General features: G+C 40.0%; 23 protein-coding genes. 21 read left to right on the top strand and 2 right to left on the bottom strand.

What is annotated here, in order from left to right; translation table 11 throughout:
- Positions 1-33 precede the first annotated feature (33 nt).
- The 7 genes from J2S11_RS13580 to J2S11_RS13550 all read left to right on the top strand — a co-directional run bounded on the left by J2S11_RS13580 (position 34) and on the right by J2S11_RS13550 (position 6,456).
- Positions 34-537: a hypothetical protein gene (locus J2S11_RS13580; RefSeq protein WP_307395405.1), complete on the top strand. Its 504-nt coding sequence runs from the start codon at positions 34-36 to the stop codon at positions 535-537.
- A 181-nt stretch (positions 538-718) separates the two neighbouring features.
- Positions 719-2,053 (top strand): SpoIVB peptidase, encoded by a 1,335-nt coding sequence (spoIVB, locus tag J2S11_RS13575; protein ID WP_307395403.1) that lies wholly within the window; start codon positions 719-721, stop codon positions 2,051-2,053.
- A gap of 436 nt (positions 2,054-2,489) precedes the next feature.
- Complete coding sequence (gene spo0A, locus J2S11_RS13570; protein ID WP_307395401.1) at positions 2,490-3,302, top strand: sporulation transcription factor Spo0A; 813 nt, start codon at positions 2,490-2,492, stop codon at positions 3,300-3,302.
- 46 nt (positions 3,303-3,348) lie between these two features.
- Positions 3,349-3,705, top strand: coding sequence for a 2Fe-2S iron-sulfur cluster-binding protein (locus J2S11_RS13565; RefSeq protein WP_307395399.1), 357 nt, complete (start codon positions 3,349-3,351; stop codon positions 3,703-3,705).
- A gap of 161 nt (positions 3,706-3,866) precedes the next feature.
- Positions 3,867-4,937, top strand: a complete 1,071-nt coding sequence (gene steA, locus J2S11_RS13560; RefSeq protein ID WP_307395397.1) for a putative cytokinetic ring protein SteA — start codon at positions 3,867-3,869, stop codon at positions 4,935-4,937.
- A complete protein-coding gene (locus J2S11_RS13555; protein WP_307395395.1) occupies positions 4,934-5,611 on the top strand; it encodes a glycosyltransferase family 2 protein in 678 nt (225 codons plus the stop codon). The genes steA and J2S11_RS13555 overlap by 4 nt, the downstream gene beginning before the upstream one ends.
- Positions 5,599-6,456: a hypothetical protein gene (locus tag J2S11_RS13550; protein WP_307395394.1), complete on the top strand. Its 858-nt coding sequence runs from the start codon at positions 5,599-5,601 to the stop codon at positions 6,454-6,456. Before J2S11_RS13555 ends, J2S11_RS13550 begins: the two co-directional genes overlap by 13 nt.
- Here J2S11_RS13550 and J2S11_RS13545 read toward each other — a convergent pair.
- Positions 6,453-6,710, bottom strand: coding sequence for a DUF2627 domain-containing protein (locus J2S11_RS13545; RefSeq protein WP_307395392.1), 258 nt, complete (start codon positions 6,708-6,710; stop codon positions 6,453-6,455). The genes J2S11_RS13550 and J2S11_RS13545 overlap by 4 nt on opposite strands.
- Positions 6,711-6,856: 146 nt before the next feature.
- Here J2S11_RS13545 and J2S11_RS13540 point away from each other — a divergent pair, with 146 nt between their 5' ends.
- The 12 genes from J2S11_RS13540 (at position 6,857) to J2S11_RS13485 (ending at position 21,157) form a co-directional block, all read left to right on the top strand.
- Positions 6,857-8,911 carry a sigma 54-interacting transcriptional regulator gene (locus J2S11_RS13540; protein WP_307395390.1) on the top strand — a complete coding sequence of 685 codons (2,055 nt, stop codon included), beginning with the start codon at positions 6,857-6,859 and terminating at the stop codon, positions 8,909-8,911.
- Positions 8,912-9,212: 301 nt separating this feature from the next.
- Positions 9,213-10,118, top strand: coding sequence for a phosphate butyryltransferase (gene ptb / locus J2S11_RS13535; protein ID WP_307395388.1), 906 nt, complete (start codon positions 9,213-9,215; stop codon positions 10,116-10,118).
- A 21-nt stretch (positions 10,119-10,139) separates the two neighbouring features.
- Positions 10,140-11,231 carry a Leu/Phe/Val dehydrogenase gene (locus tag J2S11_RS13530; RefSeq protein ID WP_307395386.1) on the top strand — a complete coding sequence of 364 codons (1,092 nt, stop codon included), beginning with the start codon at positions 10,140-10,142 and terminating at the stop codon, positions 11,229-11,231.
- A 95-nt stretch (positions 11,232-11,326) separates the two neighbouring features.
- Positions 11,327-12,409 (top strand): butyrate kinase, encoded by a 1,083-nt coding sequence (buk, locus tag J2S11_RS13525; RefSeq protein ID WP_370875523.1) that lies wholly within the window; start codon positions 11,327-11,329, stop codon positions 12,407-12,409.
- Between the two features lie 125 nt (positions 12,410-12,534).
- On the top strand, positions 12,535-13,959 hold the full coding sequence (lpdA, locus tag J2S11_RS13520; protein WP_307395382.1) for a dihydrolipoyl dehydrogenase: 1,425 nt from the start codon (positions 12,535-12,537) through the stop codon (positions 13,957-13,959).
- Positions 13,960-14,031: 72 nt separating this feature from the next.
- A complete protein-coding gene (locus J2S11_RS13515) occupies positions 14,032-15,024 on the top strand; it encodes a thiamine pyrophosphate-dependent dehydrogenase E1 component subunit alpha (RefSeq protein WP_307395380.1) in 993 nt (330 codons plus the stop codon).
- 12 nt (positions 15,025-15,036) lie between these two features.
- Positions 15,037-16,020 (top strand): alpha-ketoacid dehydrogenase subunit beta, encoded by a 984-nt coding sequence (locus J2S11_RS13510; protein ID WP_307395378.1) that lies wholly within the window; start codon positions 15,037-15,039, stop codon positions 16,018-16,020.
- A gap of 53 nt (positions 16,021-16,073) precedes the next feature.
- Positions 16,074-17,405 (top strand): dihydrolipoamide acetyltransferase family protein, encoded by a 1,332-nt coding sequence (locus J2S11_RS13505; RefSeq protein WP_370875519.1) that lies wholly within the window; start codon positions 16,074-16,076, stop codon positions 17,403-17,405.
- An 18-nt stretch (positions 17,406-17,423) separates the two neighbouring features.
- Positions 17,424-18,116: a lipoyl(octanoyl) transferase LipB gene (gene lipB, locus J2S11_RS13500; RefSeq protein WP_307395376.1), complete on the top strand. Its 693-nt coding sequence runs from the start codon at positions 17,424-17,426 to the stop codon at positions 18,114-18,116.
- A 395-nt stretch (positions 18,117-18,511) separates the two neighbouring features.
- Positions 18,512-19,246: a C40 family peptidase gene (locus J2S11_RS13495; RefSeq protein WP_307395374.1), complete on the top strand. Its 735-nt coding sequence runs from the start codon at positions 18,512-18,514 to the stop codon at positions 19,244-19,246.
- A 415-nt stretch (positions 19,247-19,661) separates the two neighbouring features.
- A complete protein-coding gene (locus J2S11_RS13490) occupies positions 19,662-20,729 on the top strand; it encodes an undecaprenyldiphospho-muramoylpentapeptide beta-N-acetylglucosaminyltransferase (RefSeq protein WP_307395567.1) in 1,068 nt (355 codons plus the stop codon).
- 29 nt (positions 20,730-20,758) lie between these two features.
- On the top strand, positions 20,759-21,157 hold the full coding sequence (locus J2S11_RS13485) for a MazG-like family protein (protein WP_307395372.1): 399 nt from the start codon (positions 20,759-20,761) through the stop codon (positions 21,155-21,157).
- A 128-nt stretch (positions 21,158-21,285) separates the two neighbouring features.
- Here J2S11_RS13485 and prli42 read toward each other — a convergent pair whose 3' ends face one another.
- Complete coding sequence (gene prli42, locus J2S11_RS13480; RefSeq protein WP_307395370.1) at positions 21,286-21,381, bottom strand: stressosome-associated protein Prli42; 96 nt, start codon at positions 21,379-21,381, stop codon at positions 21,286-21,288.
- Positions 21,382-21,584: 203 nt separating this feature from the next.
- On the opposite strand from prli42, the gene J2S11_RS13475 reads away from it, so the two are divergent.
- Both J2S11_RS13475 and mce read left to right on the top strand, forming a co-directional pair.
- Positions 21,585-23,237 carry an acyl-CoA mutase large subunit family protein gene (locus tag J2S11_RS13475; RefSeq protein ID WP_307395368.1) on the top strand — a complete coding sequence of 551 codons (1,653 nt, stop codon included), beginning with the start codon at positions 21,585-21,587 and terminating at the stop codon, positions 23,235-23,237.
- Between the two features lie 27 nt (positions 23,238-23,264).
- Positions 23,265-24,092, top strand: a complete 828-nt coding sequence (gene mce / locus J2S11_RS13470) for a methylmalonyl-CoA epimerase (RefSeq protein ID WP_307395366.1) — start codon at positions 23,265-23,267, stop codon at positions 24,090-24,092.
- Positions 24,093-24,117: the final 25 nt, after the last annotated feature.

Below are 24,117 nucleotides of genomic sequence, written 5' to 3'. Positions count from 1 at the left end.
AAACACATCAGGGAATTAGGGAGAGAAACGAAAATGAAAAATATTTGGAATAAAAGAATGGCTGTTACAGCTTTATCCATCATAATGATTATAGCTTTGGGCGGATGCTCACTGCTTTCTCAATTAACAGGTAAAACAGACGTAATGATGGATTATTTAGATAAGACAAATGACCTTACTAATGAGTATATTATGATTTTGAACACTGAGATGATGATTGAAGATTGGGATGAGCTTGTTGCTTTTACTGAGGATGAGCTATTACCGAGGATGAACAGAATTTTAGATTCAGTTAATGAAGTGATTAATGAATTTGATGAGGACGAGCTGATTACCTTACATCAGCTACTTGTTCAGTCTTATGAGAAGCTGATTGAAGGGAATGAACTGTGGCTAGCGGAGGAATATGAGGAAGCTGATGTTCTGTTGACTGAATCAGATGAGCTCTATATGCAATACGAAGAGGATCTAGACAGCTTAGCTTCTAAATGGGGCGTTAATATAGAATGGGAAGATGTTGAAGAAGGTCTTGAATAGCATTTGATATGGTTTTTATTGAAGCACTCCTACTTAGGAGTGCTTTTTTTGTAGAGATAATCTTTCCATATTAGGATAGCAATTTTATTCAGATTCCTGTTATATTTGTACCTTACGAAGGCAACATTATAGATACAGTCAATTTGGGGGTGTAGGAAGGGAAGTAGGAGAGTGATAATCGTTGCAATTAAACAAACAGAAGATCATCGGAGTACTTTTTATTGTGGCCATACTCTTTGTGGTGACATCAGTACCTTTTCAAGAGTTCGCCTCTATCCCTCATGAAGTTAGAATGTTTGAAGGAAAAACATCAAACTTTCCATTTTCATTCTTAGGAGCAGCCGAGGTTGTAACAACAGCCTCAGATGGTGAAGAAGCAAGTGCTGAAACGTTCAAGCATAATGAAGCTATTCATGCTTTAAAGGAGGAAGAAGGCTTTACCATTCAAGCATTACATCAAGGAACAGCAGAGGTACAGCTCAAGCTAGGTCAGATTCCTTTAAAGAAGGTTAAGGTGAATGTTTTACCTGAAATCAAAGTTTATCCAGGGGGGCAATCCATCGGAGTTAAACTTAGTTCAGTGGGGGTAGTAGTAGTTGGGCATCATTTCATTGATACTCAAAGCGGCAGGATTTCACCTGGAGAGGATGCAAGTATTAAAGTAGGGGATATTATTCTTGAAATGAATGGAATCAAGCTTGATCATCTAGATCAAATTGGTGGAATTGTAGATGAAGCAGGAAGAAATGGCGAAAAAATAGCGGTACAAATTCTTCGGGGAAAAGAGAAATTGAATCTAACTCTTCAACCTGCTAAGGATGCAAAAGAAGATAAATATCGGTTAGGGTTATATATAAGAAATTCAGCGGCAGGGGTCGGTACGTTAACATTTTATCATCCAGAAACGGGCTCTTATGGAGCACTTGGTCATGTCATTTCAGACATGGATACACAAAAGCCAATTATCGTGGGGAATGGCAGTATAGTAAATTCAAGTGTAAGCTCCATTGAAAAGGGTGAATCAGGACAACCTGGAGAAAAATACGCCAGATTTGTAAATGAAAATAGAGTGTTGGGTGACATTAAGAAAAACACCCCCTTTGGAATATTTGGTCACATGAAGGAAAAACCGGACAAAGGTTTATCGGAAAAGGCCATCCCTATTGCTTTGAATGAAGAAGTTGAAAAAGGTCCAGCTCAGATCTATACAGTTGTTGAAGGGGAAAAAGTAGAAAAGTATGATATCGAAATTGTTGAAGTGATGGCACAAAAGTTCCCTGCAACAAAAGGATTAGTTTTAAAGGTCACTGATCCCAAGCTGTTAGAAAAAACAGGTGGGATTGTACAAGGAATGAGCGGCAGTCCTATTATACAAAATGGTAAGCTTGTAGGTGCTGTAACTCACGTCTTTATTAATGATCCAACATCAGGCTATGGTTGTTTTATTGAATGGATGCTGGAAGATGCAGGTGTTCCCATTCAGCCTGCTTCCCTTCAGCAAGCAAAAGCATCTTAAAAGGAATTTACTGAATGTGTAGAAACAAAACAAATAAAAAGGTATTCCGAATGGCACTCATTAGGATTTGAGTGCTTTTTCGTTTCATTACATTAGAAATGTCAAAATTGTAATATTGTCAAATAGCTTGAATGGAATTAAACTTTAAAAATGATAAAAAAAAGAAGCAGGGGATAATGGAATGATGTAGAAGTAATTAAAAGTAATTAATTGAGAAGTAATTAAGTAGATTGAAACAATTTTCAAGCAAGCGTAATATCCTGCAAAAGAAGTCAAGTTTGAGTGAATTTTCGTAAGAAAAAAGTCGAAAAAAAGGGCTACTCATCGAAATAGTAAGTAAATTATTTTTTTTGAATATTGTGCAGGAAACGATTCTTTGAGCGTCGAAAGCTTGTTATAAGATTGACTTATTGTTCCAGAAGGGAGAGCGTAAAAAGTGGATAAAATTAGAATTGCAATGGCCGATGATAACAAGGAATTTATTCATTTAATGAATCAGTATTTTAGCGAGCAGGATGATATGGAGATTGTTGGTGTTGGGTTTAACGGAGTGGAGATTCTTGATGTATTGCAGCAGGAAGAGCCAGATATTATTATTCTAGACATTATTATGCCTCGTTTGGATGGGTTAGCTGTGCTAGAAAAGATTCGAATGGACAACATCCAAAATCAAGCAAAAATTATTATGCTGACAGCCTTTGGGCAAGAGGAAGTAACGAAACGTGCAGTAGAGTTAGGTGCGTCTTTTTACATACTTAAGCCTTTTGAAATGGATATTTTAGCAAACCGTATCCGTCAATTAATGTCTTCTGCCTCCAGCCCAATTCAGTCATCTGTTGGCTCTTCAGTGATGGGGTCTAATCAGCTTAACCGACCATCAGGCCAAAAGACATTCAGAAATTTAGATGCTCGAATCACCAATATTATCCATGAAATTGGTGTACCTGCTCACATTAAAGGGTACTTGTATTTGCGTGAAGCGATAACGATGGTGTACAACAATCTGGAGTTGTTAGGCTCAATCACTAAGATTTTATATCCAGATATCGCTAAAAAGTATAATACTACGGCAAGCAGGGTGGAAAGAGCTATTCGTCATGCGATTGAAGTAGCGTGGAGTCGTGGAAACATTGAGTCCATTAACAAAATGTTCGGATATACGATTAGTACACATAAAGCTAAGCCTACTAATAGTGAGTTCATCGCGATGGTAGCAGACAAGCTACGTTTGGAGTACAAGGTAGGCTGAAAGGAATAGGTTAGAAACGGTAAGCGATTATGTGTATACTATATGTATGGCAAAAATCACATTTACTTCAGACAATAAACAAATTCAATGTAAACAAAGCGAAACCATTCTTCAGGTAGCTATACGTGAAAGCCTTGAGGTCAGACATAAATGTGGAGGGAAGGGTTCCTGCACGACCTGTAAGATTAAAGTAATAGGTCAATCTCAGGGTAAGGTATCTAGCCCCACACAGATTGAGCATAAGCTACTAGGGGAGATACAGCTTGAAAACGGCTATCGCTTAGCATGTCAGACTAAGGCCCTTGAAGGAGATATTTATATTGAGCGTATAGAAGATCCTTTGAAAGCGTTGATTAGAAGACAGCTTGAAGCGAATAAGAATGAAAACAAGAATGAAATTTGATAGCAGACGAAATGTTAGCACGAGAATGAAAATGTTAAACAAAATAGGAATCTAAAAAATGGATAAAAACACACTCCAGAATAGGGGTGTGTTTTTTGATTTTTGAAACATACTAAGTAAACTAAAGACGTTTTACGGACATTAGAAACAGGAGAGATCGTATGCTTAAAATACAACCTTCACATACAACCCTATCTGGGGCAGCATATTTTAATCCTAAAACCAAAAAGCTCGTACAATATATTCCACCACAAAGTATAGCTGTTATTCAACATAAGGATATTGACGAGCTTGCTGCTAAAGCTCTTATTTATAGAAAGGTTAAAGCTGTTGTCAATATTAGGACTTCTATGTCAGGAGAGTATATGAGCTCAGGAACTAGCTTACTTTTAAAACAAGGTATTCCCGTATTTGATGTGTTGAGCTACGGCGAAGAAACAGGGAAGAATAAGGAGCTCAAAAATTATATTTCTGAGCAGCTTAGACATGGAGAGGTTTGTATCATAAATGATTTGTATTTATATAAGCTCCAAAATGGAAGAAGTGTACAGTTAGCTAAGCTACTTAAGTATACGGAGGAAATAATTCAATTGAAGAGGTCAGAGGCTGATCTAAATTCGTTGAATCAACTCCAGCAGTTTGCAGAAAACACATTGTTTTATGCTAAACGTGATATGGAGGATATTCTTAAACCTATTCTGTTACCAAATATACACACACTGATTGAAAATAAGCATGTTGTGGTCGTAACTAGAGGGAAGGGCTACCTTGAGGATTTGCTAGCCATTCGCCCCTATATTGAAAGGTATTCCCCTGTACTTATCGGTGTTGATGGAGGTGCAGACGCTTTGCTTGATTGTGGTCTAACGCCAGACCTAATTATTGGTGACATGGATAGTGTTTCGTCCTCAGCTCTACAAAGCGGTGCTGAGCTTGTCGTTCATACGTATGCAAATGGTAGGGGACCAGGTGTAGAGGAAATGTCCAGTAATGGTGTCAACCAATATGTTAGCTTTCCTTGTCTTGGTACAAGTGAGGACGCAGCGTATCTTTTAGCTTATGAAGCTGGTGCAGAGAAAATTGTTGCGATAGGAAGTCATACTTCAATGCATGATTTCTTAGAAAAAGGTCGAGAGGGAATGGGTTCAACTTTTTTAATCAGGCTCAAGATCGGAAACAAATTAGTAGATGGTAAAGGGATTCGATTTTTATTTGCGGAGGAAGCTTTATGATCCTTCCGGTGAGTGTAGTTATCCCCGCATATAATGAAGAAAAGCGAATTGGTCAAACGTTAGCAGCGTTAACCCAAGAGCAGCTTTTCAAAGAAATAATAGTTGTTGATGATGGGAGCACGGACCAAACATACAATATAGCCAAAAATTGGACAAAACATGTTCTTAAATTTTCTCAGAATCAGGGGAAGACTGAGGCTATTCGGAGAGGGAGTTTATTCGCTAGGCAGCCCATTCTTCTTTTTCTTGATGCGGACTTGGAGGAGTCTGCTGCATGGGCCTCTGAGCTTGTTCAGCCAATCTTACATAATGAAGCAGATATGGTCATTGCAGCTTTGCCTGCAGCAAAGAAGGGTGGCTTTGGTCTGATTAAAAGAATGGCTAGAGCAGGGATACACAGAAAAACAGGAAAGACATTTTTAGCTCCTCTTAGTGGTCAGAGAGCTATTAAAAGGAATGTGTTTTTTTCCTGCTTCAAAGGCAGCTATCGTTTTGGCTTAGAGGTAGGTTTAACGATAGATTGCTTAAATCAAGGGTTTGTTGTCCAAGAGATGGAGCTCCCCTTTACCCATAGAGAGCTTGGGCGTGGACCTATTGGATTTCTTCATCGCTTTAAGCAGGGATTGGCGGTTTATCAAACATTACGATCACGGAGGCGGACATGGAGAGTGTAGGTTACTTTTCCTTGTATTTTATCTACTATGGTATAAGTTATTTTATAACAAAGAGCCTACTTACCTGGTTCAAGGGAAATCGTTGGTATGCTCCTAATTTCAAGGGTGAGCTAATTCTTCAAAGCGTAGGACTTTTAATTATAGTTCATTCAGCGGTTTATCAAATCTTAATTCATGGCTATGTGTTTTTGTTTGATGATGTACTTTTAAAATCGCTTTATGATTATCAGGGGGAGGTTCTTTTATTTTTTGTCATTATAACAGTGATGGGATTAGTAGGGTGGATTGATGACCATTTTGGAGATAAAGAAATAAAGGGACTTAGAGGGCACTTTTTAACCTTTATAAGGGAATTTCGAGTGACCTCAGGTATGTTAAAAGCTGTATATGGACTTGCCGTGTCAGTGTTTTGCTCTTATTTTTACCAGACTAGCTTTCTGCATTGGGTTCTGTTAGCTGCCTTAATGCTTTTTTCGATTCATTTTTTTAATTTGCTTGATGTCCGTCCGGGACGTGTGATTAAGTTTTTTTGGATTTTTCTATTCTTCCTCCTACCCTTTGTGTTAGTTGATGCGCTTCTTTACTTGCTTATTCCAGTTGTCATTTCAACCATTATTCTTTTTCAATATGATAGGCAGAGAATCGCTATGCTAGGGGATACAGGGTCAAATATAGTGGGAGGAATTTTTGGCTTCTTTCTTATCACCCAAGCCTCAAGCTTTGTTCAGAGCGTATTCCTTTTATTATTTGTTGGGCTAGCGGTCTATGCTGAAAAAAACAGCTTTACGGTCTATATACAAAAAAATCCCCTGCTTTCTAAAGTAGATCGCTGGGGGATTCGTTAATCTTCGTCATCAATATCATTTTTAAATCTAGGTTGAACTAATTTTTTCTTTTTGTCGCTATAAAAAATAAAGCCGGCTATAAAAAGGATGCCAAGGACAAATAACAGTAACCCTGCAATAAAGATACCCCATCTAAATCCTGTCTCGGGATCAAAGGTGCTAAACAGGGCGTCTCTCAATAGCTTCACTCCATACATGCCTAATGCCCCTGGAATAACGAGAATTAACAAGGCAACTAATCGCTGTGCTCTCATGGCTGAGCGTACTTCCTTTCCATACTAATGTTCTTGTGTTCACTATACAGGAAATCAAATCAGATGAAAAGCGTATTTGCTTTTGTCTGATTTTAGCACTACAATAGGAGCATATAGTCTGCAATTTTTTTCAAGGTGGGTCGATAATGAGGAAAATCTTTATTGTAGGTGGAGGAAAGGGTGGGACTGCCCTTCTAAAGAAATTTATGAATACGGAATCCTTCACCGTGTCAGGGTTAGCAGACATTAATGTGAACGCTCCTGGAATGAAGGAGGCGCGCAAGTATGGTATTGCTACAGGTACAGACTTCAGGAAGATGATTCATGAACAGATTGATGTCATTATAGAAGCAACGGGCAAGGATGAGGTTTTTGGTGAGCTACGTGAAATAAAATCCAAACATACGGTTGTTATCCCCGGAATGATTGCCAAGATTGTCATGAGCCTTATTGAAGAGAAGGAAGAGCTTATTCAGAGGCTTAAAAGCTATCAGCATGAGCTGGATATTATTTTGAATTCAACCTATGACGGGATGATTGCTGTCAATCAAAAAGGTGTAATTACCCTTTTTAACCGAGCAGCAGAACGTATTGTAGGACTAAACTCTGAGGCTGTGATTGGAAAAAAAGCATCAGATGTCATTCAAAATACGAGGCTAGATATCGTCTTGCAAACGGGTCAGTCTGAAATTAACCATGAGCAATATCTTATTAACGATACGAAAATTATTACAAATCGTGTGCCGGTTATAAATGATGATGGTGAAGTAACTGGTGCTGTGGCTGTGTTTCGAGACGTCACGGATATTAAGGTTTTAACGGAAGAGGTTACGGAGCTGAAACAGGCTCAAAGCCTTCTAGAAGCCATTATTAATTCCTCTGATGATGCTATTTCCGTAGTAGATGAACATGGCTTAGGATTACTTGTTAATCCAGCGTATACTCGTCTAATTGGTCTGCAGCCAGAGGACATTATAGGTCAGCCTGCTGATGTAGATATTTCAGAAGGTGAGAGTATGCATATGAAGGTTCTACGTACGGGTAAAGCTATACGTGGAACGGCGATGAAGGTAGGAAAGCAGCATAAAGATGTTTTGGTGAATGTTGCTCCCGTTCATGTAGAAGGAAAGCTGAAGGGAAGTGTCGGCATCATCCATGACATTTCTGAGCTTAAGAAGCTGAATGCAGAACTAGAGCGAGCAAGAAAAATCATAAGAACTCTTGAAGCGAAATATACATTTGAGGAGATCATTGGTGCAAGTGAACCCATGCAGGCGGTGCTTGAGCAAGCGAAAAAAGCTGCGACAACGTCCGTTACCGTATTGCTCCGTGGGGAGTCTGGAACAGGTAAGGAGCTTTTTGCCCATGCGATACATAACGCTAGTACTCGTAAGTTTAATCAATTTATTCGTGTAAATTGTGCGGCTATATCTAAGCATTTAATTGAGAGTGAATTATTCGGCTATGAAGCTGGTGCTTTTACTGGGGCTAGACCAGGGGGCAAGAAAGGGCTTTTTGAAGAGGCGAGTGGAGGGACTATTTTTTTAGATGAAATAGGTGAACTACCGCTTGAAACACAAGCGAAGCTTCTACGAGTCCTGCAAGAAAAAGAAATTGTACGTGTGGGAGGAACAAAGACGGTCCCTGTCCACGTTCGGGTGATTGCAGCAACAAATCTTCAGCTAGAAAAAGCTGTCCAGCAAGGAAGCTTTCGTGAGGATCTGTATTATCGAATTCATGTCTTACCCATTAACATCCCACCGTTGCGAGTAAGGCAAGGTGATATTCAACGAATAGCAAGACATTTTATAGCTAAATTTAATGAGGAATATGGAAGACAAATTACACAGATTCCACAGGCAACTATTGATTACTTAGAGCAATATGATTGGCCAGGCAATGTGAGAGAGCTAGAGAATGTGATAAGTCGTGCTATGATCCACATGAAATCCTCTGACACGACCCTAGAAACAAAATACCTATTGCCCCTTGAAACGAAGCTACAAACTGCTGTTTCGATGGACAAGTCCTTCCAGGCACCAAAAGAGATTGCAAGCTTAGATGAAGTAATGGATAGATTTGAAAAGGAGTATTTGCAAAAAGTTCTTGCTTCATGTGATTACAATAAGACAAAGACTGCAAAACTATTACATATATCAGTGCGAAGCTTGTATTATAAGCTAGAAAAGCATAGACTTTAATTATGAAAAAAAATGCCTGCAATATACTGCATTATCCTGCAATTAAATGCAGAGCCATTGGCAACTTATCACTATTTACATTTATTTTCGATTTCACTTATAGGTATACTCTAATCAAAGATGATTAAAAAAACGCTTAGTTAGAGAGAAAATCCACATGTATGGAATCATTGTGAATTCATTTGCATTCATTTGGCATGGAAATTGCAATAATTTATTTGGGGCAATAAGTACGTTCCAACTTATTTGAAAAAACATGTGCCTAAGCATTAGATTTACGATGAAACGGATGTGATCATCAATGAATTTTGCAGAGCTTATAGAATCTGCAACGAAGATTAAACGTAAAACAATTGCTGTCGCCCAAGCGGCTGATCTGGACGTATTACAAGCAGTTACAGAAGCAAGTTCTAAGGGTATTGCAGATTTTATTTTAATTGGGCAAGAAGCCGAGATAACAGAGCTACTAAAAGGTATAGGTAGCTCGACAGAAGAGTTCCATATTATTGATGAGCCTAATATAAAGCGTTGTTGTCAATTAGCTGTTCAACTGGTTAGAGATGGTGAGGCAGATATCGTAATGAAAGGCTTGGTATCTACAGCTGATTTACTGAAAGCGGTTTTAAGTAAGGAGCATGGCTTACGAGCATCTGATTTAATCAGTCATGTAGCCGCATTTGAGGTTGAACATTATGATCGACTAATCTTAGTCACTGATTCGGCAATGAATATAGCACCTTCCTTAACAGAAAAAGCCGCTATTATAGAAAATGCTGTAAAGGTGGCTCATTCTCTAGGAATATCTTGTCCAAAGGTTGCTCCTGTTTGTGCCGTAGAAGTAGTAAACCCAAATATGCCTTCCACTCTTGATGCAGCTGCTTTAGCTTTAATGAATCAAAGAGGCCAGCTGAAAGGCTGTGTGGTGGATGGACCTTTGGCTCTTGATAACGCCTTATCTCTTGAGGCTGCTACACATAAAGGGATTGTATCAGAGGTTGCGGGCTATGCTGATATCCTGGCTGTTCCTTCTATTGAGGTAGGAAACATTCTTTATAAGTCATTAATATACTTTGCTAAAGCAAAGGTAGGAGCTATTATTGTTGGAGCAAAGGCTCCAATTATTCTTACATCAAGAGCAGATTCAGCTGAGGCAAAGCTATATTCCATTGCCTTAGCGTCACTTTATGCTGATCAAGAAAACAGATAATAAATTGGAGGTTATACAAGTATGGAAATCTTTGATTACATGGAAAAATATGATTACGAGCAATTGGTAATGTGTCAGGACAAAGCTTCTGGATTAAAAGCTATTATTGCTATTCATGATACAACATTAGGCCCTGCACTCGGAGGTTCAAGAATGTGGGTATACAACAGTGAGTCTGAGGCCATTGAAGATGCGCTAAGACTAGCTAGAGGGATGACCTATAAAGCAGCAGCAGCTGGTTTGAATTTAGGCGGAGGAAAAACGGTTATTATTGGGGATCCTAGAAAAGACAAAAACGAAGCTATGTTCCGTTCGTTAGGACGTTATATTCAAGGTTTAAATGGACGCTACATCACGGCAGAGGATGTAGGGACAACAGTGGATGATATGGATTTAATCCATGAGGAAACAGATTACGTAACAGGAATTTCGCCTGCTTTCGGAAGTAGTGGAAATCCTTCTCCTGTAACGGCTTATGGAGTATATGTTGGAATGAAAGCTACAGCAAAGCAGGCCTTTGGTGATGACTCCTTAGAAGGAAAAACAATTGCTGTGCAAGGTGTAGGTAATGTCTCTTATAACCTGTGTAAATATCTACATGAAGAGGGAGCGAAGCTTATAGTTACAGACATTAATAAAGAGTCTGTACAAAGAGCGGTGGAGAGCTTTAATGCGAAGGCAGTAGATATCAACGACATTTATTCTGTCGATTGCGATATCTTTTCTCCAAATGCACTAGGAGCCGTCATCAATGATACTACAATTCCACAATTCAAATGTAGAGTCATTGCTGGTGCAGCTAATAATGTATTGAAGGAAGAACGTCATGGAGATATGATTCATGAAATGGGCTTCTATTATGCACCTGACTATGTCATCAACGCTGGTGGTTTAATTAATGTAGCTGATGAGCTGTTAGGCTACAATCGAGATAGAGCGTTGAAAAAGGTGGAAGGGATCTATCAGAACATTGAAAAGGTCTTCGAAATTTCAAGCCGTGACCACATTGCTACGTATAAGGCAGCAGATCGGATGGCTGAGGAAAGAATTGAAGCACTAAAGAATACAAAGAGCACTTTTCTTAGAAGAAATAAAAGTCTTATAGATCGCTAAGTTTAATTAAAAATAGATAGAAAAATATAGATAGAAAAATATAGATAGAATAAAGATAGGAAGACAGAATAGGAGTGCAGAGAGTGGAACAAAATATGTATCGTTTGCTCGCCATTAATCCAGGATCAACGTCTACGAAGATAGGGGTTTACGATAATGAGCGATCGATTTTAGAAGAAACCTTAAGACACGACACCAGTGAATTAGAAAGCTATAAAACCGTTTTTGAGCAATATCAATTTAGAAAGCAAACAATCCTAGAAACGCTGCATAATGAAGGAATTAACCTGCAAAGGTTAAGTGCTGTGGTTGGGCGCGGTGGGGTGCTAAAGCCTATTCCCGGTGGAACCTATCGTGTCAACCAAAGTATGCTTGAGGATTTACAGGGAGGACGCTATGGTGAGCATGCGTCTAATCTTGGAGGTATTATTGCTCATGAAATTGCCTCACAGTTTAATATACCGGCTTTTATTGTAGATCCTGTAGTGGTCGATGAGCTTCAGCCTGTGGCAAGACTGTCTGGTCTACCTGAAATAGAGAGACGAAGCATTTTTCATGCCTTAAATCAGAAGGCTGTGGCTCGTAAGATGGCTCGTCAGCTTGGGAAAAAGTACGAAGATTTATCGCTGATTGTCTGCCATATGGGAGGCGGGATCACGGTAGGAGCTCACCATCTAGGCCGAGTTATTGATGTCAATAACGGTTTGAACGGAGATGGTCCGTTCTCTCCTGAGAGAGCAGGTGGTGTGCCTGTAGGCGATCTAGTAGCCTTATGCTATTCGGGACAATTTTACTCGAAAGAAATGGTTAGGAAGCTAGTTGGATTAGGTGGGTTAGTTGGCTATCTAGGTACGAATGATGCTCGAGATGTTGAGAGTATGATTGCTGAAGGAAATGAGGAGGCTAAGCTTGTCTATGAGGCGATGGCTTATCAGGTAGCAAAAGAAATTGGAGCCTATTCTGTTGTACTAAAGGGCAAAATTGACGCTATTATTTTAACTGGTGGGTTAGCGTATGGAGATTCCTTTATTCAAATGATCAAGGAACGTATTGAATGGCTGGGGCAGGTTATTGTCATGCCCGGTGAAAATGAATTACAGGCTCTTGTTGAAGGTGGTTTACGCGTATTGCGTGGTGAGGAACAGGAGCAATTGTATGATCAGGTTGTGGCTAGGTAGTAGCTAGGTAGTAGCAGACAATAGATTTAAGAACTAGGTCATAATTTTGCGATAACTAAACAGTAGTACGTAGTCATAATGCTGGAGCATATGTCTTGAAATATAAGCAGAAGGGAGAGAGCGCGTTGTCTAAAGAATACGATTTAGTGATTCTCGGTGGCGGAACAGGAGGCTACGTTGCTGCAATACGAGCTGCACAGCTTGGCTTAAAAACAGCAGTGGTGGAAGCTAGGAAACTAGGAGGGACCTGCCTCCATCAAGGCTGTATCCCGTCCAAGGCATTCTTAAGAAGTGCTGAAGTTTACGCTACTTTAAAGGATAGTGAGGAATTTGGTGTTACAGCAACGGATGTTGGCTTTGACTTTTCAAAGGTACAAGCTAGAAAACAGAAAATTGTAGATCAGCTCCATAAAGGTGTACAATATTTAATGAAAAAAGGAAAAATAGATGTCATCGAAGGCTTTGGAAGAATATTAGGACCTTCTATTTTTTCACCAACCGCAGGCTCTATTTCTGTTGAGTTCAGTAATGGGGATGAAAATGAAATTTTAATTCCTAAGAATGTCATTGTAGCCACTGGTTCAAGACCAAGAACGTTACCTGGATTAGAAATTGATGGGGATCGTGTGCTTACCAGTGACGAGGCTCTTGAGCTTAATGCTTTACCCCAATCAATAATGATTATCGGTGGTGGAGTCATTGGAATTGAGTGGGCTTCACTCTTGAGTGATTTTGGCGTAGAGGTTACCATTATTGAGTATGCCGATCGTATTCTCCCACAAGAGGATAGAGAGATAAGCAGAGAGATGGAGCGTTTAATGAAGAAAAAGAAGGTTAAGATTGTAACTGGGGCTAAGGTTTTAGGTGACAGCTTACAGAAGGATACACAGAGTGTAACCATTAAGGTTGAGCGTGACAGCAATGAAGAGGAATTTAAGGCAGAAAAAATGCTTGTATGTGTAGGTAGACAGGCGAATGTGGAAAATATCGGCCTAGAAAATACAGATATTAAGGTTGTCCAAGGTGCTGTTGAGGTGAATGAGCACTTACAAACAGCGGAATCCCATATCTATGCGATTGGAGATGTTATTGGTGGCTTACAGCTTGCCCATGTGGCTTCACATGAAGGGGTTGTTGCCGTAGAAAGAATTGCTGGTCACTCTCCAGAGCCTATTAACTATGAGCATGTGCCTAAATGTACATACAGCAGGCCAGAGGTTGCTAATGTTGGATTAACAGAAGAGGAAGCTAAAGCTAGAGGCTTTAAAGTTAAGATTGGCAAAGCTTCATTTAAATCCATAGGAAAAGCATTGATTTACGGTGAAACTGATGGCTTTGTGAAAATCGTTATGGATGAAGCTACTCAGGATTTACTTGGTGTTCATATGATTGGACCTCATGTTACTGACCTGATTACTGAAGCAGGTTTAGCGATGGTCTTAGACGCAACTCCATGGGAAATTGGTGAGACTATTCATCCCCACCCTAGCCTTGCAGAGGTAATGGGTGAAGCAGCTCTAGCTGTAGAGGATCGGCAGTTATCTTCTTAACGAAGTAATACTTATATTTAAAGCTATAATTAGTTTCTATAATATTGATCAATGGTAGAGGAGGCTATTAGTATGTCTGAAAACCGTCATGAAAGTCTTGGCTTAAGTAGTGAAGATGTGTTAGAAATGTATCGTTTAATGCTTCTAGCTAGGAAAATTGATGAAAGAATGTGGCTGCTAAATAGAGCGGGGAAAATTCCTTTTGTTATTTCTTGTCAAGGTCAGGAAGCTGCTCAGGTAGGAGCAGCATTGGCTCTAGATCGGGAGAAGGATTTTGCTGCGCCTTATTATCGTGATATGGGGGTTGTTTTAGCGTTTGGCATGACTGCCCGTGATCTGATGCTATCTGGCTTCGCTAAAAAAGAAGACCCTAATAGTGGAGGGCGTCAAATGCCTGGACACTTTGGCTCCAAAAAACTAAGGATTCTTACTGGATCTTCTCCTGTAACTACACAGGTACCACACGCTGTCGGAGCAGCTCTAGCAGGGAAGATGGACGGTAAAGATTTAGTTTGCTTTACATCCTTTGGTGAAGGCTCTAGTAACCAAGGAGATTTTCATGAAGGGGCAAACTTCGCAGGAGTTCACAAGCTACCAGTAATCTTTTTCTGTGAAAACAACAAATATGCTATTTCCGTCCCTATTGAAAAGCAAATTGCCTGTGAAAGTGTGGCAGACCGGGCGATAGGATATGGTATGCCAGGTGTTAGTGTGGATGGAAATGATCCTTTAGATGTGTATAAAGCGATGAAAGAAGCTGTTGATCGTGGTAGACGAGGAGAGGGTCCTACATTAATCGAAGCTGTTACTTATCGCTTAACACCACACTCTAGTGATGATGATGATCGGACATATCGGGACCAGGATGAGGTTAAGGAAGCGAAGAGGCTTGACCCATTGGTTCGCTTTAAGGAATATCTAGAAGAATGTGGCGTGCTTACAGAAGATAAGCTAGCTGAGATAGAGAATCAACTGAAACAGGAAGTTGATGCAGCAACAGAATACGCTGAAAATGCTTCTTATGCAGATCCTGAAGAAGCATTAAAGCATGTATACGCGGAATAGGGGGGAGAGCAAATGGCAGTTATTTCATATATCAATGCAATCACGCTGGCGATGAAGGAAGAGATGGAAAAGGACGCAAACGTTTTTATTGTTGGTGAGGATGTAGGGAAACGTGGTGGTGTCTTTCGTGCTACTGAGGGCTTGTATGAGCAGTTCGGTGAAGAGCGAGTTATTGATGCACCACTAGCAGAGTCAGCTATTGTTGGGGTAGCTATTGGTGCGGCTATGTATGGAAAGAGACCGATAGCAGAAATTCAATTTGCTGACTTTATTATGCCCGCTGTAAACCAAATCGTAAGTGAAGCGGCGAAAATTCGTTATCGTTCTAATAATGATTGGACGTGTCCTTTAGTTGTGCGTGCTCCATATGGTGGAGGAGTCCATGGCGCTTTATACCATTCACAGAGTGTTGAAGCTATGTTTAATAGTACACCTGGATTGAAAATTGTAGCTCCTTCTACTCCATATGATGCAAAGGGTCTACTAAAAGCAGCTATTCGTTCTGAGGATCCTGTTCTGTTTTTTGAACACAAACGCTGTTACCGCCTTATCAAAGGGGAGGTTCCTGAAGAGGATTATACTTTACCTATAGGCAAAGCTGAGGTGAAGCGAGAAGGTACTGATGTTACAGTCATTTCATATGGATTAACACTTCATTTTGCCTTGCAGGCTGCTGAAAAGCTTGAGAAGGAAGGAATTAGTACTCATATTTTGGATTTGCGTACTTTGTATCCTCTTGATCAGGATGCTATTATTCAAGCGGCAACGAAAACAGGAAAAGTGCTTCTTTTAAATGAAGATAACAAAGAAGGTGGATTATTAGGAGAGGTGGCAGCAATTATTGCTGAGCATGCTTTATTTGAGCTAGACGCTCCTATTCAGCGTCTAGCTGGACCAGATATCCCTGCTATGCCTTATGCACCTACTATGGAGAAATTCTTTATGCCTAACCCTGATAAAGTGATTAATGCTATACGAGAGCTAGCCGAATACTAAGCCTATAGATGTAACTATTACCACTTCTATTTAAATGTAAAAGGAGGGTTATCATGTCCACAAAAGTGACCATGCCTCAGCTTGGGGAAAGCGTGACAGAGGGAACGATCAGCAAATGGTTGGTAAAGGTCGGAGATAAAGTAAATAAGTACGATTCTCTTTGTGAGGTTATGACAGATAAAGTAAACGCGGAGGTTCCTTCCTCCTATACAGGTACGATTGTTGAGCTTGTAGCAGCCGAGGATGAAACTGTTGAGGTTGGGGGACTTATTTGCTTGATTCAGGAAGAAGGCGCTGAAGCACAAGCTCAACCAACGACAAACGCTAATCAGGAGAATACGTCTACTTCTAGCCAGGACCATTCAGGAAAACCTGAAGGTGAAGATCATATTGAACAAGGTGATCAAAGCATGAAGGGGCGCTATTCGCCGGCTGTTCTTAAGCTATCACAGGAACATGGAATTGATCTAAAGCAAGTACAAGGAACAGGAAAGGGCGGCAGAATCACGAGGAAGGATCTGCAGCAGATTATTGAATCAGGTAACATTCCTGCAGCAACGACTGATCAGCCTACTCAGCAAGAAGCACAATCAGACACGCAATCAGTTTCAAAGCAAGCTGAGGTTTCCAATTCAGGAAAGTCCTTTACCTCACCAACTCAGAAGCAGTCCTATCCAGCTTCACAGTCTGGTGATGTTGAGATTCCTGTATCAGGAATTCGAAAGGCTATCGCCAATAAAATGCTACAAAGTAAGCATGAGGCTCCACATGCTTGGACGATGATTGAAGTAGATGTAACGAATTTAGTCGAATATCGTAACAAGATGAAACAGGACTTTAAGCAAAAAGAAGGGGTTAATTTAACCTTTTTACCTTTCTTTATTAAAGCTACTGTAGAAGCCTTAAAAGAATTTCCAATGATTAATTCTCAGTGGGCTGGGGATAAAATTATTCAGAAGAAGGATATCAATATATCTATCGCAGTAGCTACCGAGGACGCTTTATACGTCCCTGTCATTAAACGGGCTGATGAGAAGAGCATATTAGGTCTTGCTCGCTCTATAGATGAGCTAGCTCAGAAAACTCGTAATGGGAAACTTGGTACAGAGGATATGCAAGGTGGGACATTTACTGTAAACAATACAGGGTCCTTTGGTTCAGTTCAGTCTATGCCTATTATCAATTATCCTCAAGCGGCTATTTTAAGTGTTGAGGCGATTGTTAAGCGACCTGTGGTGAAGGATAATATGATTGGCATCAGAGATATGATGAATCTTTGTATGTCATTAGATCATCGGGTCTTGGATGGCTTAATTTGCGGACGATTTTTACAAAGCATTAAACAGAAGCTTGAAGCGATGGGTGAAGGAACGAGCTTATCGTAGGCAAGGAGTTGATTGGATATGGAGTGGAAGGATGATCTTCTGGAGATTCATCATTTCAATATGCAGCAGAAGTATCAGCCTATGTGGGATACTCAGATTAAATGGGTACAAGAGATAGATCAGAAGCAGCGCTTTCCCTCTCTTTTACTGCTTGAACATCAGCATGTCTATACATTAGGACGTGGTTCACACCTAGAGCATTTGCTCATAACAAAGGAGCAATGTCTTGAGAAAGGAATTGATCTGGTAGAAATTGATAGGGGCGGAGATATAACGTATCATGGACCAGGTCAGCTAGTGGGTTACCCGTTAATTTTGTTACAGTCTAGCGGTAACGATGCTCACCTTTACCTCAGAAATCTAGAGGAATCGATTATCCGAACACTTGCTGATTTTGGGATAGAAGCTGGACGCAAGGAGAGCTACACAGGTGTATGGGTCAAGGATGAGAAAGTAGCTGCCATTGGAGTTAAATTTAATCGTGGCAGACAGACGAAATCCTTTATTACGAGCCATGGCTTTGCCTTAAATGTAAGCACTAACCTAGATATGTTTGAGTATATTATCCCTTGTGGAATTAGAGAATATGGAGTTACCTCTTTAGAAAAAATATTGGGTACTAAAGTGGATATACTGGAAGTTAGTCGTATTTATTCAAAACATTTTCTAGACGTTTTCAGCCTTACTAATAAAGACATTTCCTTGGTTTAGGAGATGTCTTTTTTTAGTATGTGATGTTCAATTTCAGGCTATTATTTAAAATTTGTTAGCTAGAAAACTTAGTCATCGCCGCCGAAATTCAAACTGGTAAATGTCTGTTCAATTGTAAATTAAATCCCAATTTAGATCGATTTATTATCATCGAAACCTAATATATGTAAGTATATTTAATATACTGGTTGATTTATCGGAAATGGTTTCCTCTAAAAAAAGTTGGTAATTTTTGAGCGTTGAAGCGGTATGGTTGCCCATGTTTAAATGTGAACTATCCTAGGCTATGGGATGTGAATGTCTTTTTAGCTTGGATACATAATCGAAATCAAATTTCCCATGAGCTATGCTCGGAGCTGATCTTCGGTTAAAAAACACATTTAGGGAGGAACAACATGAAGAAATTACTAATCTATGTCTCAACAGGTATTTTGCTAGCCTTTTCTAGCTTAAGTGTACCTGGACTGCAAGAAACAGTAGCAGAAGCTGCATCAGTCAGATATGCGGAAACAACCACAGGATTAAACTTCCGTACCGCGCCAAACACAAGTGGTAAGGTTCTAGGAGTACTAAAAAAGGGGACAAGAGTAGAAGTTTTAGAGGTTGTCAATTCAAATTGGGTGAAGGCAAAGTATAGTGGTCGTACAGGCTACTTATCTATAAAGTTCTTAAAAGAGGTTTCAAGAAGTTCTAGTAGTTCTTCTAGTAGTTCTTCTAGTTCTAGTAGCTCTAGCAGTTCAAGTGCTAGCAGATCATCTGTGGCCGATAAAATCATTTCTCAAGGTCAAAGATATAATGGGACAAAGTATCAATTTGGAGCAAAGGCTGGACAAACAAGCACTTTCGATTGCTCTTCATTCGTTCAATTTTTGTACAAGCAGCAAGGAATCAATTTACCACGTACGTCTAGAGCACAAGCTGGTGTTGGAACGACAGTAAGTCAGTCTAATCTCCAAAAAGGAGATCTTATTTTCTTTAAAACAGGTAGTTCCGGTAAAATCGACCATGTGGCGATCTATATGGGTAGCGGGAAAATTCTTCACACCATTCCTAAAGGAGGAGTACAGGTTAGTAATTTCAGCGGCTACTGGAAAAACACAGCTGTACTCGCTAAACGTGTAATTAGATAATTAAACAATCTAAAAAATTTCTAAGAATATTTTCATATATTTTTCTTTTTCTTCGACTTTCTTACTTTTATAAACGGTAGGGTTGCTCAAAAGGTTTCAAAAAGTTGCTTAGGAAATTATGGAAACTTTTTAGCAGAGTGAGAAGAAGTAAAAGGGCTGGGATCAAGATGATTTCAGCTCTTTTACTTTTATTAAGTTGAATGGTGGTCATTGATTTAATCCTAAAAAAGAACTGTGCTATAATCGAATAAGTAAATTGTATAATGAACCATCTTATTTCATGTTGAATAATTTACATAGTAAAAATGAAAGAGTTATTCTTTAGATGGCCTAGAGAGGTTACATAAAGAAGAGTTAAAAGAAGATAGATAAATGAATTAGAGAAATAGGAGCATGTATAAAGGAGGAATCCACTCTGAGCAAGTGTATCGTTTTTACAGGTGGAGGGTCAGCAGGTCATGTAACAGTTAATGTTGCACTTATTCCGTATTTTCAAAAGGAAGGCTGGGAAGTGCATTATATAGGGTCTGAAGAGGGCATTGAAAAACAAATGATTTCAGCGATAGATGGAGTTCATTATTATGGAATTGCAACAGGAAAGCTTAGGAGATACTTTGATTTACAAAATATAAAGGACCCCTTTAAGGTTCTAAAGGGCATTTTTCAAGCTTCAAAGATCATTAGGAGGCTCAAGCCTAATGTTATTTTTTCAAAGGGTGGATTTGTTTCGGTGCCTGTTGTCTTGGGAGGCTGGATGAACCGAGTTCCTATACTCATTCACGAGTCTGATTATACACCAGGGCTGGCGAATAAGATTGCCTTGCCGTTTGTCTCAAAGGTACTTCTTACTTTCCCTGAGACCAAGCAGTTTGTGAATGAAAAGAAGGCTCAGTATATAGGGTCAGTGGTTCGTGAGGAATTAAAGCAAGGGAATGCACATAAAGCACAAGAAAAACTCGGCTTTTCGCCTACTAAGCCCGTTCTGTTAGTAATGGGAGGTAGCTTAGGGGCAAGAAAAATAAACGAAACGGTTCGAAGTCATTTGGAGACGCTTTTAGAGCGGTTTCAAATTGTTCATTTATGTGGAAAAGGGAGTGTAGATCCATCTCTCAACATGAAAGGGTATGCTCAGTTTGAGTTTCTACAGGAAGAGCTAGCTGATGTATTAGCACTGACTGATGTCGTGATTTCAAGAGCTGGGTCGAACTCTATTTTTGAGTTTTTGGCTTTAAAGAAACCTATGCTACTCATACCACTTTCTCGTAAGGCAAGTCGGGGGGATCAAATATTAAATGCTAAGTCCTTTGCTAAATCAGGCTATTGTCATATGTTAGAAGAAGAAGACTTGACTGATGAAACATTTTTAAAGGCTGTAGAGGCTGTTTATAGAGATAGTGAAACATTTATTCAAACGATGAAAAAGGCTCAGGTAGAAAATACGACTGCGGAAGTATTGGATATAATTAAACAAACAGCTAAATAAGGGAAGTTTCCTACATTAACTGCAAAGGGGTGGAGATTTTGAACAAGGTGCAGGAATTGTACAAAGAATTTGAGAAAGAAATGGGCTTTGGTATGTCTGGAGATAAGGAGAATCCTGAGGATAGCAAGCTATTTTTACTCTATGTTCATATGCTATTAACCACTGAAGTAGCAGAGGTAGCTGAAGAGTTTAGAAAAATATTTTATTTAGTCAAAAGATATACACAGGAAGGAATGGATCCACAAGAAGCGTATGCTAAAGCTAAGCAAGAGGTTCGAGTTGATTTGGGCAAAGAGCTTGCTGATTGTCTAGCTTATATATGCAAGCTAGGAAACTTTTTCGATTACGATTTAGAGGACGAGCTATCTAAAAAGCTGAACGAAATTCGTTCAACAAGAAAACAACCCCGAGCTAACGTAGAAGCTTAGGAAAGAACAAGAGATGAACAAAAATCAGCCTTGAAAACAAAAAAAGCCCGTAAAGGGCTTTTTTATTTTAGCTATTTATATCATAATAATAGTAAGACAAGAAAATTCATAATCATTTCACTTTTGATTTATAGGAAGAAGCCTGCACCCATCATTAAGCTAGAAATAACTAAGGCTCCGACTAAGACATAAACTACGACTTTAACGAATTTTTTCGGCATCATAAAAGTAACCTCCTTTAAACCCTTATCTGGACAATCTACTACTATCATACTTAATGTATAGGTAGGAATCAACAGGGTTAGACTAGTTTCTTTTATTTATATGTTGAAAATCTGTGAATTAATGTGTTTGTATGGCTGATATGGGGCTAATGTTTTCATATTGTAAAAGAAATGAACGCACGTTCAGGGGAAGGGTGTTGACGATGACAAGGACGAATGATTCTGAGTATACGGAGCACTGGAAGAAAAAGACGGAGGACCTACTTAAACGTTTTCCAGAGCAAAAGGAAAGCTACAAGACTTCATCCGATATCCCGATTGAAAGAGTGTATCTTCCTCAGCAGGTAGATGACACATACAAGGAGCATTTAGGCTTACCAGGAGAGTTTCCTTACACAAGAGGGATTCAGCCGACGATGTATAGAGGGAAGCTCTGGACGATGAGACAGTATGCCGGCTTTGGTTCAGCTGAAGAAACAAATAAGAGGTTCAAATATCTGCTTGAACAAGGTCAAACTGGTTTGAGCGTGGCGTTTGATCTCCCCACACAAATTGGCTACGACTCAGATGATACGATGTCACGTGGAGAGGTAGGTAAGGTCGGAGTAGCGATTGATTCCTTAGCAGATATGGAAGCGCTTTTATTTGAAATTCCTCTAGATAAAGTAAGCACTTCTATGACCATTAATGCTCCGGCAAGTGTTCTATTGGCTATGTATATCGCTGTTGCCGAAAAACAAGGGGTTTCCTCAGAGGCTCTGTCTGGAACCATCCAAAACGATATTTTAAAGGAGTATATAGCAAGAGGAACATATATTTTTCCACCAAAGCCCTCAATGAGGCTGATTACGGATATATTTGCTTACTGTTCTGTACACGTTCCTCGTTGGAACACGATTAGTATAAGCGGCTATCATATTCGTGAAGCTGGCTCAACGGCTGTACAGGAGTTAGCTTTTACGATTGCTAACGGTATGGCATATGTTGATGCTGCTTTGGAGGCAGGGCTAGATATTGACCAATTTGCCCCGAGGCTAGCATTTTTCTTTAATGCTCATAATCAATTTTTTGAGGAGATTGCGAAATTTAGGGCGGCTAGAAGGATATGGGCCAAGATTATGAGATATAAATATAAAGCGAAGAAGGAAAAGTCGTGGCAGCTTAGATTTCATACTCAAACAGGTGGCTCAACGCTTACCGCTCAGCAGCCCGACAATAATATCGTACGTGTCACAGTGCAAGCACTAGGGGCTGTGCTAGGAGGAACACAGAGCTTACACACCAATTCTAGAGATGAAGCGTTAGCCTTGCCTACGGAGGATTCAGCTAGAATCGCTTTGCGTACACAGCAAATCCTTGCTAATGAAAGCGGGGTAGTGGATACAGTGGATCCTTTAGCAGGCTCCTATTATGTAGAGACATTGACCGATCAAATGGAGCAGGCTGTGCAAAGCTATTTAGATAAGATTGAGGATTTAGGTGGCGCTGTGGTGGCTGTGGAACAGGGATTTATGCAAAGGGAGATACATCGTGCTGCCTATGATACGCAAAGAGGTGTTGAGGCAGGAGAGGAAATTGTTGTAGGGATGAACAAGTACATGATCGAAAATGAAGTCCCTCCTGAGCTATTACGTGTAGATCCTGAAATCGGGCAGAAGCAGAAGGAGAAGCTTGAGAAGCTTAGAGCCAATAGGGATCATGGAGCAGTGACCGAGGCTTTGGCAAATCTGCATCAAGCAGCAGTAGGAACAGAGAATTTAATGCCTTTTATTCTAGACGCTGTTCGAGTGTATGCGACGATCGGTGAAATATGCAATGTGTTGCGTGAGGAGTTTGGGGAATATCAGGGAGTATAGCTATAGATAGCAGGAGGAGGAGAGTGGATGGAAAAGATACGTGTATTAGTAGCAAAACCAGGCTTAGATGGGCATGATCGAGGGGCATTAGTGATCGCCCAAGCGTTACGCGATGCAGGGATGGAGGTTATTTATACGGGCCTACGTCAATCGCCGGAGCAAATCGTAGCAAGTGCTATTCAAGAGGATGTCGATTGTATAGGGCTATCCTGTTTATCTGGTGCTCACAATGAGCTCTTCCCCGATATTATGCGACTGCTGAAGGAGCAAAATGCTGAGGATATTATTGTAGTTGGTGGAGGGGTCATTCCTCTAGAGGATATTCCTTTTTTGGAGAGCAAAGGAATTAAAAAAATCTTTACTCCTGGAACACGTACGCAGGATACAGCCGATTTTATTCGGTTTGCCGTGGCAGAGCAGAGAAAGCTAAATCATGCTCCTGCTGCCCCAAAGAAACTGGCCCATATCGGAATTGCTGTAAGCTCGATTGAAGAGATGCTTCCGTTCTACCAGCAGCTTGGCTTCGAGCTCGAAGGAGTAGAAACGGTAGAGGAGGAGCAGGTAAGAGTTGCTTTTTTCAAGATAGGAGAAACGAAGCTTGAGCTTCTTGAATCTCTTTCGACTGAAGGGCCAGTTGCTAAATTTATAGCTAAACGAGGACAGGGAATTCATCATATTGCCTTTGAGGTGGATGATCTTGCATCGAGATTAGAGTACTATAAGCAGCACGGGATATCTTTGCTACAGGATGAGCCTCGGCAAGGAGCAGAAGGAGCACAGATTGGGTTTATTCATCCCAAATCTGCTGGGGGAGTATTAGTTGAATTGTGCCAATATCCAACAGAGAAACAGTAGAGGAGGATGTAGAGGATGCGTCAAG

Source organism: Bacillus horti, from assembly GCF_030813115.1.
Taxonomy (GTDB): Bacteria; Bacillota; Bacilli; order Caldalkalibacillales; family JCM-10596; genus Bacillus_CH; species Bacillus_CH horti.
This window is presented reverse-complemented; position numbering and strand designations above follow the sequence as displayed.